The sequence below is a fragment of the Bacillus sp. FSL L8-0528 genome (assembly GCF_038593085.1).
GTDB lineage: Bacteria > Bacillota > Bacilli > Bacillales > Bacillaceae > Bacillus > Bacillus paralicheniformis.
In genome coordinates, this window is the sequence record NZ_CP151961.1 from 2,926,148 (window position 1) to 2,938,880 (window position 12,733).

At 47.0% G+C, this 12,733-nt stretch carries 16 protein-coding genes and 1 other annotated feature; of the genes, 2 read left to right on the forward strand and 14 right to left on the reverse strand.

What is annotated here, in order from left to right; all coding sequences use genetic code 11:
* Window positions 1-11: 11 nt before the first annotated feature.
* From MHI30_RS14930 to MHI30_RS14945, 4 genes are all read right to left on the reverse strand, one after another.
* Window positions 12-353 (reverse strand): ribosomal-processing cysteine protease Prp, encoded by a 342-nt coding sequence (locus MHI30_RS14930; RefSeq protein WP_035338334.1) that lies wholly within the window; start codon window positions 351-353, stop codon window positions 12-14.
* Between the two features lie 12 nt (window positions 354-365).
* Window positions 366-674: a 50S ribosomal protein L21 gene (rplU, locus tag MHI30_RS14935; protein ID WP_003184027.1), complete on the reverse strand. Its 309-nt coding sequence runs from the start codon at window positions 672-674 to the stop codon at window positions 366-368.
* A 12-nt stretch (window positions 675-686) separates the two neighbouring features.
* Window positions 687-761, reverse strand: a sequence feature (ribosomal protein L21 leader region).
* Window positions 762-835: 74 nt separating this feature from the next.
* Entirely contained in the window at window positions 836-1,702 is an 867-nt protein-coding gene (locus MHI30_RS14940; protein ID WP_075752038.1) for a M50 family metallopeptidase, read from the reverse strand.
* Window positions 1,695-2,486, reverse strand: coding sequence for a peptidoglycan DD-metalloendopeptidase family protein (locus MHI30_RS14945; protein WP_075752037.1), 792 nt, complete (start codon window positions 2,484-2,486; stop codon window positions 1,695-1,697). The genes MHI30_RS14940 and MHI30_RS14945 overlap by 8 nt, the downstream gene beginning before the upstream one ends.
* A gap of 145 nt (window positions 2,487-2,631) precedes the next feature.
* Between MHI30_RS14945 and MHI30_RS14950 the strand changes: the two genes are divergently transcribed.
* Window positions 2,632-3,063 carry an SRPBCC domain-containing protein gene (locus MHI30_RS14950; protein WP_035338321.1) on the forward strand — a complete coding sequence of 144 codons (432 nt, stop codon included), beginning with the start codon at window positions 2,632-2,634 and terminating at the stop codon, window positions 3,061-3,063.
* Window positions 3,060-3,383 carry a metalloregulator ArsR/SmtB family transcription factor gene (locus tag MHI30_RS14955; RefSeq protein WP_023855421.1) on the forward strand — a complete coding sequence of 108 codons (324 nt, stop codon included), beginning with the start codon at window positions 3,060-3,062 and terminating at the stop codon, window positions 3,381-3,383. Before MHI30_RS14950 ends, MHI30_RS14955 begins: the two co-directional genes overlap by 4 nt.
* Before the next feature lie 46 nt (window positions 3,384-3,429).
* Here the strand turns inward: MHI30_RS14955 and minD are convergent, their stop codons facing one another.
* The 10 genes from minD to MHI30_RS15005 all read right to left on the reverse strand — a co-directional run bounded on the left by minD (window position 3,430) and on the right by MHI30_RS15005 (window position 12,688).
* Window positions 3,430-4,236 (reverse strand): septum site-determining protein MinD, encoded by an 807-nt coding sequence (gene minD / locus MHI30_RS14960; RefSeq protein WP_020452447.1) that lies wholly within the window; start codon window positions 4,234-4,236, stop codon window positions 3,430-3,432.
* A gap of 2 nt (window positions 4,237-4,238) precedes the next feature.
* A complete protein-coding gene (gene minC, locus MHI30_RS14965; protein ID WP_075752505.1) occupies window positions 4,239-4,919 on the reverse strand; it encodes a septum site-determining protein MinC in 681 nt (226 codons plus the stop codon).
* 53 nt (window positions 4,920-4,972) lie between these two features.
* Window positions 4,973-5,491 carry a rod shape-determining protein MreD gene (gene mreD, locus MHI30_RS14970; RefSeq protein WP_020452449.1) on the reverse strand — a complete coding sequence of 173 codons (519 nt, stop codon included), beginning with the start codon at window positions 5,489-5,491 and terminating at the stop codon, window positions 4,973-4,975.
* Window positions 5,488-6,396, reverse strand: a complete 909-nt coding sequence (gene mreC / locus MHI30_RS14975; RefSeq protein ID WP_017474373.1) for a rod shape-determining protein MreC — start codon at window positions 6,394-6,396, stop codon at window positions 5,488-5,490. The genes mreD and mreC overlap by 4 nt, the downstream gene beginning before the upstream one ends.
* 30 nt (window positions 6,397-6,426) lie before the next feature.
* Entirely contained in the window at window positions 6,427-7,437 is a 1,011-nt protein-coding gene (locus MHI30_RS14980; protein WP_003184042.1) for a rod shape-determining protein, read from the reverse strand.
* An 87-nt stretch (window positions 7,438-7,524) separates the two neighbouring features.
* Window positions 7,525-8,199: a DNA repair protein RadC gene (radC, locus tag MHI30_RS14985; RefSeq protein WP_075752036.1), complete on the reverse strand. Its 675-nt coding sequence runs from the start codon at window positions 8,197-8,199 to the stop codon at window positions 7,525-7,527.
* Between the two features lie 54 nt (window positions 8,200-8,253).
* Window positions 8,254-8,826: a Maf family protein gene (locus MHI30_RS14990; RefSeq protein ID WP_075752035.1), complete on the reverse strand. Its 573-nt coding sequence runs from the start codon at window positions 8,824-8,826 to the stop codon at window positions 8,254-8,256.
* 422 nt (window positions 8,827-9,248) lie between these two features.
* Window positions 9,249-10,283 carry an SPOR domain-containing protein gene (locus MHI30_RS14995; protein WP_075752034.1) on the reverse strand — a complete coding sequence of 345 codons (1,035 nt, stop codon included), beginning with the start codon at window positions 10,281-10,283 and terminating at the stop codon, window positions 9,249-9,251.
* 204 nt (window positions 10,284-10,487) lie between these two features.
* The gene (locus tag MHI30_RS15000; protein ID WP_075752033.1) at window positions 10,488-11,237 is read right to left on the reverse strand and encodes an A24 family peptidase; all 750 of its coding nucleotides are present in this window, start codon (window positions 11,235-11,237) and stop codon (window positions 10,488-10,490) included.
* Between the two features lie 152 nt (window positions 11,238-11,389).
* The gene (locus MHI30_RS15005; RefSeq protein ID WP_305954529.1) at window positions 11,390-12,688 is read right to left on the reverse strand and encodes a folylpolyglutamate synthase/dihydrofolate synthase family protein; all 1,299 of its coding nucleotides are present in this window, start codon (window positions 12,686-12,688) and stop codon (window positions 11,390-11,392) included.
* Window positions 12,689-12,733 lie beyond the last annotated feature (45 nt).

Here is a 12,733-nt window from a genome sequence, read left to right on the forward strand (position 1 = left end):
TAGCTCACCTCCTATATTCTGTTCGTCGTTACTTTTAAGTAACCTTTGTAGTCTCGTTCGATCGTTTCAAGGGAGACGATCATGCCTTCGAGAAGGAGCTGCGCCTTTTCAAAAGCCTCCCGATCCGTACCGTCCGGGAATCCGAAAGATAAAAATCCGCCGTCTTCCCCGAGGTCAATGACCGGCTCAATGCCCGTCAGCTTCATGACGGCATTAACAGCTCCAAAGGCGACCGCCGATGCCCCTGCACAAACGAGATCCTGACCATGTTCAGCAAAATTCGCATGTCCCGACATTTCAAAGCCTAAGATGTCTTTGTTCGATCGGGCTCTGGTAACCTTTGCATGAATCATATCATACACGCCTTAAGCGTTGATTTTTTCGATTACAACTTTAGTGTAAGGTTGACGATGACCTTGTTTTTTATGTTGGTTTTTCTTCGGCTTGTACTTAAATACGGTAATTTTTTTCGCGCGGCCTTGTTTTTCAACTTTGCCTGTTACCGTAGCGCCTTCAACCGTAGGGCTGCCAACTTTAACATTTTCACCGCCGACAAACAATACGTTGTCAAAAGTAACTGTTTCGCCGGCTTCAGCAGCAAGCTTTTCGACGTATACAGTTTGGCCTTCTTCAACTTTGATTTGTTTTCCGCCTGTTTGAATAATTGCGTACATCTCTGCACCTCCTAATAAACTAAGACTCGCCAGTCACAGGGGGCTAAGAAAGCACTTAACACCTGTGCTGAGCGGTTGTAGCACGGGTGCTACATCCATAACATTAAAAAATATACCAGAAAAGAGCTCGAGTGTCAATGTCTTTTAGAAGATGGATATAGTCAATAAACCAAAAGCAGATCTTCCATTGAGGAAGTCGTGCGCTTGTCTGTAAAATAAGCGTGGAGAACTTCGTTTTCATCAAGCTGGCTCAGTTTTTGTCCGTCCTTCTCAATAATGATCGGGTGTTTGCAGCCTCTTTTAAACAGGAGCATGACCTCATAAACCCGCTGTTCGGCGCACACCGTGATCGGGGCGAGGCGTCGCACTTCCCTCTCCTTTCCATAATACCGCTCAAGCAAAAAACGGATATGGGCGTAATGGCGATTGCGATATTCCTGGTAAAGGGATGCAGCCAAAAATACGAGGAGCACCCAAGCGCTCAGCTGTGACGGGGAAACCAACAAAATTGCCGCGATTAGAACAGCGCAGCAAAAGCATGACACAGCCAGCATCATCCGCTGTGCTTTCTGATACGGAAGGTGTTTTGAAAACAGCAAAAACAGCAGCTTCCCGCCGTCAAGCGGCCAAACCGGAAACAGATTAATCAAGAGGATGGTCAGATTGTAAAAGGTAAACGTTTCAAATATATGAGGGCTGACGAGCGAATTGACCGCCAAAAGCCAGGCAGCAAATTGAAGCCAGATATGCTGAACAGGCCCCGCGGCGATGACGGCCAGCTCTTCCTTTAACGGTCTGTTGCCATGTTCATCGACTTCAAGCGTTCCCCCAAAAGGCAGCAGGAAAATGCCTTTAATTCTCCATGAAAAATAAACGGCAGCAGCAGCGTGGCCAAGCTCGTGGATCAAAATAACGATCATTAAACATAACAGCGCTTTAATATGTCCTGTCATGATACCGATCGCCATGACAAGCCACAGCAGCGGGTGAATGTGAAGCTTGGTGAAGAGCTCCGTCCATTTATTCAAATGTGATCACCTGTATCGGATCAACAAATTCCTCGCCTTGTTTGATCGCAAAGTAATAGACACCTTTTTGATTTTTATCCTGCTTAATCGTTCCGAGCTTCGTTCCTTTATCTATAAAATCGTATAAAGCGACATTCGCTTTTTTCAGCTGACCGTAGTAGGTATAGCTGTTGTCCGCATGCTGCAAAACCACCGTCAGGCCCGTTTCCGGATTTTTGTCCACTTCAATGACATAGCCTTCCTTCATGCTGCGGATCGTTTCGTCTTCTGTTTCTACCTTAATGCCCTGGCCTGAGAATTTCTCCTGAACCTTTCCCATGGCAGGAACAGCGAGATCCTGATTCACCTCGACCTGGCCGGATGGTTTGTCGCCTTTCGGCTGAAAGAATGCGAGGGGATCGCCAAACTTGGATTCATACCAATTCTGGAGGGCCGCAAATTGGAACTCTTCAGTAAACACCTGGCTGATGACCGGTTTGATTTGGTTTGCGGGTTCAAACTGGCCTTTGTAGGCAATGGCGGACACAAGGACAAGGCATGCCGACAGAAGACATTTCATGATGAGCGCATCCGCTTTGACAAGAGGATGCTTCCCATTTATCAGCAGGGAGCTTCCTTCGGGCGGAGAGAAGTCTCCTCCCTTTTCATCTTCTGAAAAGGCTGTCCATGCAGGCGGCTTGACCGGCAGCTTTTTGCCGCCTGACGAAAAGGGCTGTTTGTCCGGCGTCTTCCGCTTTCTTTTCCTGGCCATTCTTTTTCGAATCTCATCTGCTCTATGACTCATAACCCTCATCCTTTACATTCAGGTTCGTTTGTTCAATGATATGCCTTGTCCCAGGGGATTATGACGGAACATTGACATAAAACCAAATGGTTTCATATAATGGATAGGAAACCATTTGGTTTTACTTTTTTCTAGGAGGTCTATTATGAGCAATCAACAAGTGCCTGATATACATAAACAGGCTGTTTTTCACGCATCGATAGAAAAAGTGTGGGAGGCCGTCGCCACCAGTGAAGGCATCGCCGCCTGGTTTATGCCAAATGATTTCCGTCCGGAGATCGGCTGTGAATTCACCTTGCAGTCTCCGTTCGGCCCCTCCCCGTGCAAAGTGATCGAGCTTGAAGCGCCGCATCGACTCGCATTCAGCTGGGATACATCGGGATGGATCGTCACATTTGAATTGAAAAAGCTATCTGCAGAAAAAACCGAATTTACCCTGATTCATTCAGGATGGGGCGCGCCGGAAGAAACGGTTTCAAAAGCGGGAGAAAAACAAGCGGATGTCCGCAATCGGATGAATGGCGGCTGGGAAGCGATCGTCAATCAAAAGCTGCGTCAGGCAGTTGAAGGCTCGTGACATCATCGGCCGTAAAACATGATGTGTTCCAAGCCGTTTCCGATCCCTCACGGCGAAAAATGCTGAAGCTCCTCGCCGGCAGAGAATTGCCTGTAACAGATATTAGCACTCATTTCCCGATGAGCCGGACGGCTGTTTCAAAGCATCTGAGAATTTTGTCAGAAGCCGGGCTTGTCAGCGGGAGAAAAGCGGGCAGAGAAAAACTGTACAGGCTTCATCCCGAACCTCTCGCGGAGCTGCAGCAATGGCTCGCCTACTTCGACATGTATTGGGACAATAAGCTTTCCTTGTTAAAGCACAAAGTCGAAAACGATCAATGAAACTGCAAAAAAAGCAATCTCGCTTTGGAGATTGCTTTTTTGCAAGTTAAGCGCGTACGCCGAAAAATGATTTAATCTTTGCGAAAACGCCTTTATTTTCTTCTTCAAACGACTGTAAAGGCACAGATTCGCCCAGCACGCGGCGGGCGATGTTCCGGTATGCGATTGAAGCTTTATTGTTCGGATCCATGACGACAGGCTCCCCGTTATTGGAAGCTTTAATCACTTCGTCATCATCCGCAACAATACCGATCAGTTCGATCGACAAGTGCTGAATGACTTCATCAACATCCAGCGTATCGCCGTTTTTCATTAAGTGGTTGCGGATCCGGTTGACGACAAGTCTCGGCGGCTCAATATTTTCTTCTTTTTCAAGCAGGCCGATGATCCGGTCGGCGTCACGAACAGCGGAGATTTCCGGTGTCGTCACGACAATCGCTTTGTCAGCGCCCGAGACCGCATTTTTATAACCTTGCTCAATCCCTGCAGGGCAGTCGATGACAATGTAGTCGAAGTCTTGTTTGAGCTGCTGCACAAGCTTGACCATCTGCTCGGGAAGAACAGCCGACTTATCGCTTGTCTGAGCGGCCGGGAGCAAATAAAGCAAATCATCGAAGCGTTTATCTTTCACAAGCGCCTGATGGATTTTGCATCGCTCCTCAACGACATCTACCAAATCATATATGATTCTATTTTCAAGGCCCATGACAACATCAAGATTGCGCAGGCCGATATCCGTGTCAACGAGACATACCCGTTTTCCCAATATGGCCAAGGCGGTGCCAAGATTTGCGGATGTCGTCGTTTTGCCTACTCCGCCTTTCCCCGAGGTTATTACGATAGCTTCACCCAATTTTACATTCCTCCCTCAAGCCTTGTTAAACTAGGTCTTAAATGAGCTAATTGCTGAAGGCGGTCAATGACCATATTCTCATTTTCATCTAAATAAGCACATTCCATGTCGTTCCCTTCTTGGATGTGGTCTGGGGAGCGATTGAGCACATGATTGATACGCAATTGAGTCGGTCTCATATCCGAAGCCGCAATAACAGCTCGTTTATTTCCATTAAAACCGGCGTGGGCAATCCCTCTTAATGAGCCGAGGATGAAAATATTCCCTCCGGCCTTCACCATTCCTCCCGGATTCACATCCCCAATCAGAAGCAAATCGCCCTCCGTTTCGAGGACTTGCCCTGAACGGACAATTTTAGCGACAGAAATAATTTCGCTTTCCGCTTTTAAACGGTTTGCTTCATCTTTGGTCATGACTTCACTTTCAATGGAGTGGATGAACAGATTTTGTTTCTCAGTGATCACATCGGTCAGGATCTGTTCTTGCTCCTCTGTCACATAACGGTGGCCGAGCTTAACGAGCACACTGATTTTCTGGCCTTTTCCATCCATATAATGTTCGAGTGACAGCATATCCTGAAGACCGTACAATAATTCTTCAAAAGAGCATGAGTCATCAAGATGAAGCGTCAATCCATTTTTCGTTCCTTTAATTGTTACGTATTGCTGCTTTTGGGTCTTCACGGTGTTCACCTCAACATCATACTCTTTTCGACATCGGCTCATAAAATCCTCTTTTACTCATTCCTCAGCTCTTTCTTAAGACTGGTAAAAAACCATTTGAACGGGTAAATGAGCAAAAGGCCACCAACGGCGTTCAGTCCAAGCGTAGGCAGGAGTCTGCCGAGCACAAATTGATGGAACGGCATGATTTCCGGACGTATCAGCATCTGCACGCCATATTGGTAAAATTCAAGAACACAGACGGCGAGCAGCGAAATAAAAATGACGACCAGCGCGTTTGTCTGCAATACTTTGAATGCTTTTGACGATAAATAGCAAATACCGGCAAAACCGAACATATATACACCTAAAAGGTCGGTGTAATTAATATCATATAACAGTCCGAAAATAAATCCATATGTAATGGCAAAAGGCTGATTGACATAAGCCGTCATAAAAACTAAGACAAGCAGCAGAAAACGCGGTATGAGCTGCTGTTCTTCCGTCACAAAAGGCAGGTTGACAAAATCCGCATAGACGCTGTCAGATACTAAAACAAACATCATAACGACGGGAAGAAGGAAGCGTTTCACGAACCTTCCTCCTCATCGTCCATCTTGTCGACATCCACCGTATCAAGCGTTCTGTCGACGACGATGACGTTATCAAGGTTATACATATCGGCCGCCGGCTCTACATAAGCGATTTTCGTCAAGCCGTAGGAATCGGGTTCCACCTCTGTCACTTTTCCGATTGTCAGGCCTTTCGGAAAAACGCCGCCCGCGCCGGAAGTTTCGACGAGGTCTCCTTTTTTCACTTCCCTGTCTTCATCAGGCTCAATGATTTCCATTGACAGCGCCTTTTTCTCGGAGTCGTAGCCGTTGATGATTCCGTTGACCGTTTTCTTGCCTTTATTTGCAGCGATAACCGTAGAAATTCTGTTGTTTCTGTCTGTTGCGCTTAAAAGCTGGACGGTGGAAGTGAAATTGTTCACTTTTGTGCTTTTGATTTTTCCGATCAAGTTGCCGTTTTCATCTGTGACCGCCATATCCTTTTCGACGCCGTGCTTAGAACCTTTGTTAATCGTGATCAGGTTCCACCACTCATACTTATCGGGATTTCTGGCGATAACGGTCGCCAGAATCGGCGTATAGTCTTTAATTGATTTCAAATGGCCGAGCTCTTTTCTTAAAGACTTATTTTCATTTTCAAGCTCTTGCAGCTTTGCCTCGTATTGCGTCTGGCCGTCGAGCTTTTTCCGCAGGCGCTCATTTTCGCTGTACGTATTTTTTAAGTCTTCGATATTTTCAAAGAAGCCCGCAAAAAATTGAGCGGGCGTATGAAAAATCGTCTGGAATACACCAGTTGTATCGCCAATAAATTTTTCGGGCCAAGTTGCATTCCGGTCATTCTTTAACGAAAATCCAATCATTGCCACTAAAATGATGATACAAAGGAGTAAAAGCATCAACCGTTTATTCGTAAAAAACTGCGGCATGATTATACACCTCTTCTATTCCCTGTGTCCTTAATTTTTGCCTTTAAATAGATGAATTTGCTCGAGAGCTTTACCTGTTCCGATCGCTACACAGTCAAGAGGGTCTTCCGCAATTAAAACCGGCATTTTCGTTTCTTCGCTGATGACTTTGTCCAAGTGGCGCAGCAGCGCACCGCCTCCCGTCAGGACGATTCCGCGGTCCATAATATCAGCCGCGAGTTCAGGCGGAGTTTTTTCAAGCGTATTTTTTACGGCATCGACAATTGCAGTCACAGTGTCGCGAAGCGCCGCTGTAATTTCTTTTTCAGTGATTTCAATCGTTTTCGGCAGACCTGTTAAAAGATCGCGGCCGCGGATTTCCATGCTTTCTCCGTTTTCAGAAGCTTCGGCAGAACCGATTTCAAGTTTGATCGCTTCCGCAGTACGGTCACCGATCATCAAGTTATATGTTTTTCTAATATAAGTAATGATTGCTTCATCCATTTCATCACCGGCAACGCGGATAGACTGGGATGTGACGATGCCGCCGAGAGAAATAATCGCGACTTCGGTCGTTCCGCCGCCGATGTCGACCACCATGCTTCCAGTCGGTTCCCAAACAGGAAGATTGGCTCCGATCGCCGCTGCAAACGGTTCTTCAATCGGATATGCATCTCTCGCCCCGGCCTGGCGCGTGGCGTCGATAACCGCACGCTGCTCAACCGCCGTAATTCCCGACGGGACACAAACCATGACATACGGCTTTCTCGCAAATAAGCCTTTGTTTTTAACAGCTTTGCTAATATAATGTTTCATCATTGTCGCTGTTGTTTCATAATCAGCGATTACGCCATCTTTCATCGGGCGGAGGGCGACGACATTGCCGGGCGTACGTCCGATCATGTTTTTCGCATCGTTTCCGACTGCAACGATCTGCTTTGTATCTGTTTGCAGCGCAACGACGGAAGGCTCCCTGACGACAATTCCTTTACCTTTCACAAAAACAAGCGTATTCGCCGTTCCTAAATCTATTCCAAGGTCTCTCGCACCAATTCCAAACATTTGTATGTATCTTCCTTTCTTAAAACAATATTCCTAAGCAAAAACCCATAAATTCTATTATAGCTTAATTTAATGAAAAAAAAAGTGTTACAAATATCCTTTTTCTTTTAAGCTCACAAATTTTTGATCACCGATGATGATATGATCGAGCAATTCAATTCCAAGCAGCTGTCCGGACTCGTGAAGGCGCTGTGTAACTTCTATGTCTTCGCGGCTTGGAGCCGGATCTCCGGACGGATGATTGTGGACGCAGATGAATGAGGCTGCGGAGCGCTTTAAAGCTTCCTTAAACACTTCCCTCGGATGGACGATTGAAGAGTTCAAGCTTCCTATAAAAATTGTTCGCTTGTGGATCACCTGGTTTTTCGTGTTCAGATACAGGCATACGAAGTGCTCCTGAGACAGAAAGCGCATATCCCCCATTAAAAAATTGGCCGCATCTTCGGGAAAACGGATCACATAACGGTCTTTGCAGGCAAGACTGTGAATGCGCCGGCCAATTTCGAGCGCCGCCAAAATCTGCACGGCTTTGGCGCGGCCGATCCCGGAAATGCTTGAAAGCTCCTCAGCGGATGCTTCTTTTAACAAACGGAGGCCGTCAAACGTTTGAAGCAGCCGGCTTGAAAGCTGAAGAACCGATTCTTTTTTCGTCCCGGTCCTGAGCAGTATCGCGAGCAGTTCATGGTTTGACAAACTTTCGGCGCCTGTGTTGAGAAGGCGTTCCCGCGGCCTTTCTTCATCAGGAAAATCCTTTAATTTCAATGGCAGATCGCTTATGATAAACCCTCCCTTTTGATTCCCTTCTCGTTCGGTTCATCAAAAGGAGTGTAGATCAAACGTTTTCAGCATTCTCATCGTTTTGGAAATCGGAAGACCCACAACTGTATAATAGTCTCCCTTTATCTGTTTGACAAAAAGCGCGCCTTTTCCTTGTATTCCGTATGAACCGGCTTTATCAAACGGCTCTCCCGTAGCGATGTAAGCGCTGATTTCCTTTTCTTCAAGAGGCCAAAAAGAGACTTCGGTTTCTTCAAAAAATGTTTCGCATCTCTCGCCGTCTTTAATGCAGACGCCGGTGAGCACTGAATGGGTCTTTCCCGAAAGCATGCTCAGCATCCTTTTTGCATCTTCGGCATCTTTGGGCTTGCCCAAATAAGCCCCGTCATAAAGAACAATAGTGTCGGCGCCAAGCACGACGGCATCAGGATATTGTTCGGCTACTGCACGCACTTTTTGTTCCGCCAACCATTTGACGTTTTCTGCTGGTGAAAAGTTTCGAATTAATTTTTCTTCCGTGTTGCTCGTAACGATGCTGTACGGAATCTGCAGGAGATCGAGGAGTTCCTTTCTGCGGGGTGATTGTGAAGCCAATATGAGCTGTCGGGCCATAAGAAGACATCCTTTCAAAGGTTTTTGCATAGGAAAAAAAGATACCTGTTTTATCCTACCAAAAGAACGCCGCCGCCACAATTTCAGAAAAGTAACTTTTTAATGACAAAAATCGTGAAAATAAAAAAACCTCTCGCCCTCTGATATGCTCCTCTAAAAGTAGACAGATGAAATAAAAATTTTATGGCTGGGAAATGGTACACGATAGAAGAAAAACTGAACATTCTGTCAGAATGTGATCAGGGAAATGCTTCGCTGAAAGAGATTGCGGACAAGTATGGTGTTCACGTTTTACAACCACGATCGTCTACAAGTAAAACTAAACGGCCTCAGCCCGGCGGAATACAGGGCTAAAGCCGTCTAGTGTGTTTTCGTTATTTCCACTGTCTACTTGACAGGGGGCCGTTCACTCTGCCGTTTTTTTATTTTATTTGGCTCAGCAATAGCTGCTGGCTTTTCCAGCCGTTGGCTGCGGTCGGTTTCTCCAGCAGGTTGACGGCTTCCAGTATGCTCTTCTTTACCTCGTCAGATTCTCCTTTTGATTTGGCGCCGTCAAGTTCAGCTTTGACATCAGCTATGTTTTGAGATGTAACCTCCGCGCCGAGAATCGCTTTTGCCGACAGCTCAGCCGCTTCTTTAAAAGGCTCCAGCAAACCGGGCTCGAGTGCAACCGGAAGCTCTTTTCCGCCCCACGCTTCAAAATCGTTTTCGATTAATATTTTGCCAATTTCAGATGTCATCTGTTTTTCCCCCGTTATTCCGGCGATCACATAAAATCCGTCGTCCTTGGCAATCGAAACGGCGGCATACCCCTTGTCTGCGATTTGAGAGGCCAGCGTCTCCGCTCCTTCTTTAGATGAAAACTTGCCGGCCTGAACGGCAAAGCTTTTAAAAGATTCTCCCGCTTGTCCGCTATTTTTTTCTCCGCTCTTTTTCTCTTCGGCACCTGAGTCACCGGCTTTAACCGTCTGTCCGTTTTCCGCATCTGCCCCCAGGCTGCCGGATGCCGGCACTCCTTCTTTATGGGTTGCGAGATTCAGCGCAAACAGCCCGAGTCCCGTGCCCAGCAACACAGCAAAGATAATGGTTGCAGCAAAGCGCTTCAAAGGATACGTAAGGGACGTTTTCGCTTTTCGGTTGTTTTTGGCCTCGTTTTTCTTTTGATAAGGCGCCACCACTTTGGGATCGTCTTTGTACACGGTTTCTTCTTCGTCTGGAGGCGTCCATGTAAATTCATCTGTTTCAGGTGTGCCGTCCTCTTTTGAAGCCGATATTTCCCGTTCCGCCTTTCTCTTTTCTTCCCAGTTTGAAAAGGTGAACTTCTTTTCTTCATTTCTGTTGGAAAACTCTTTTTCATTTCCGTAGATGGTCTCTTCTCTGCCATTGATCATCACTTTAAGCGGGTCTTCCTGGGGCGCTTTTTTAGCTGAGTTTTTCTTGCTTTTCCGTTTTTTCATGTGCTTCCCTCGCTTTCCGTTTATTGTTTTATATTGAGATTAGGCGGCAGATTGGCCGCTCTCTATACGATCGGCAGAGGGAAGCCAGAAGGAAGGAGGAGTTCTCCCAAAGGCTGTCCCTCTTATTGTCCACACTTTATCACAGCCTCAAAAAAAAAGAACAAGACTTTTGTCGTCTTGCCCAAAAAGGTTTCGTCAAATTTTTTACCACCGTGCCATTTGAAGGTACCACTCGATCATTGGATTGCCATAAAAACAGCTTATCAGCGTCCCGATCAGAATCGCGGGAGCAAACGGCATAGGTTCATTTTTCTTTAGCTTGCCTGCCAGCAGCGCAATAAGACCAAGCACCGTTCCTGCGGCTGCCGAAAGGAAAAAAGCGAGAATGAGGAGGCGGCTGCCGAGCGCCATGCCGAGCACCGCAAACAGCTTTACGTCCCCCCAGCCGATCCCTCCTTTCGTCAAAAGCAGCGTCAAGAGCGGAAGCATGCCGCCGGCAAACACACCGCTCAAACCGGAATGCCACGGCTCGAGGGGAACAAGAAACCGTCCGACAGCAAAGACAATCAGGAAAAAACAAAGAACAGCATCCGGAATGACCATATGTGTCACATCAGATACAAAGACAATCAAAAGCAGGGAAATAAGAGCAAGCACAATCACCAGCTCCCCCTGATGCCCAACGTGCATGCCGGCAAACGCAAACAGGATGGCGGCGGAGAGCTCAACTGCCGGATACACGATCGATATCGGGGTTTGACACCCCTTGCACCTCCCCCGCTGCATCAAATAGGACAAAACAGGTATCAGCTCCGAGAGGCCCAGCTTTCTTTTGCAAGCCCGGCAGAGGGAACGCGGAGCAATCAATGATATCTTTTCAGGAATGCGGCGCCCGGCCGAACTAAAAAAGGAACCGAGCACTAACCCCGCCGTAAAAAGGTAAAAGATGAACATCACCATCAGCCTCGCACAATCAAATTTAACCGCTTCATGGGAAAGAGCGGCTTCCTGAGGCTGTTATTTTAGCAAATATGAAGCGCCTCCGCTTTTCATAAAACATAAAAATGCGCCGTCAGCCGATGGCCAAAAGCGCATTTTTATGTTTTTTATTCAGTTAAAGCTGCCCTGACGGCGGAAATAAAGTAAAGCGACCCGGTAACAACGACCACCGCTTTTTCATCTTCAGCTTGTTCTTCGATATAGCGGAAAACAGAGCCTATGTCTTCATCACATGTTTTATGATCAGCGGTACTTTGCTCAAACAGCTTTTGAGCAGATTCCGCTCTCGGAAAATCAAAAGATGTGAAGTGAATCGATGATGCAAACGACTCGATTTTGCGGATCATGTCTCTGTACGGCTTATCTTTGAGAGCGCTGAAGCATACGTGAATATTCCGCCCGTCGAAGTGGGACGTGATCGTCTCGGCAAGCCGCTCTACCCCTTCTTTGTTATGAGCGCCGTCGATATAAACAAGAGGCCTGTTCAATACCTTCTCAAACCGGCCGGGCCATCCCGCCTTATGAATGCCGCGTTTCAGCTCTTCTTCGCCGATGGCCGCATTTTTTTCGGCTGTCAGCCATTCGGCCGCAAGTATGGCCAAAGACGCGTTTTGCCGCTGATGGGTGCCGATCAGGCTTGTTTCAATTCCTTCATAACGATGCAACGGTGTTTTCAGTGAAAATTGCTCTCCATCGGGCAGTGAACGCTCTCCGTACAGCTCGCAATCCTCATGAAGGGATATAAAAGCAGATTCTGTCTCCATCGCCTTTCGCTTTATCACTTCAGCTGCTTCACGCTGATGAACGGCTGTGATAACAGGAACGCCGCGTTTGATGATCCCCGCCTTTTCTGCGGCAATCTCTTTCAGCGTACCGCCTAATATCGCCGTATGGTCATGGCCGATCGAAGTGATGACCGTTAACAGCGGCTTCACGACGTTTGTCGAATCCAAACGGCCGCCTAATCCCGTTTCAAAAATAACAAAATTGGTGCTCCGGTATTTAGCAAAATATAAAAATGCGCATGCCGTAATAATTTCAAATTCGGTGGCGGCTCCGAATTCGGTTTTTTCAAGCTCAAGGACGAGAGGCCCGACCTCATTAAAGAGCGCCGTCCATTCGTCGTCCGAGATCGGTGCGCCGTCAACGCTGATCCGTTCGTTAAAGGTAATGATATACGGTGATGTGAAGGTGCCTGCTGTATAACCGGCTTCATTTAATACCGTACGGAGAAAAGCGATCGTTGAACCTTTTCCGTTTGTTCCAGCGACATGAATCGCATTGAGCTTTTTCTCGGGGTGTCCGAGCTTTCTCAGCAGCCATTCCATTCGTTCCAAACCCGGCTTCACGCCGAATTTAAGCCTTCCGTTAATCCAGCTGAGTGCTTCATCAAACGTTTTGAACAAGCGCATTCCTTCCCTTCAATTGATGAAGGTGTTTTCCAGCACCTT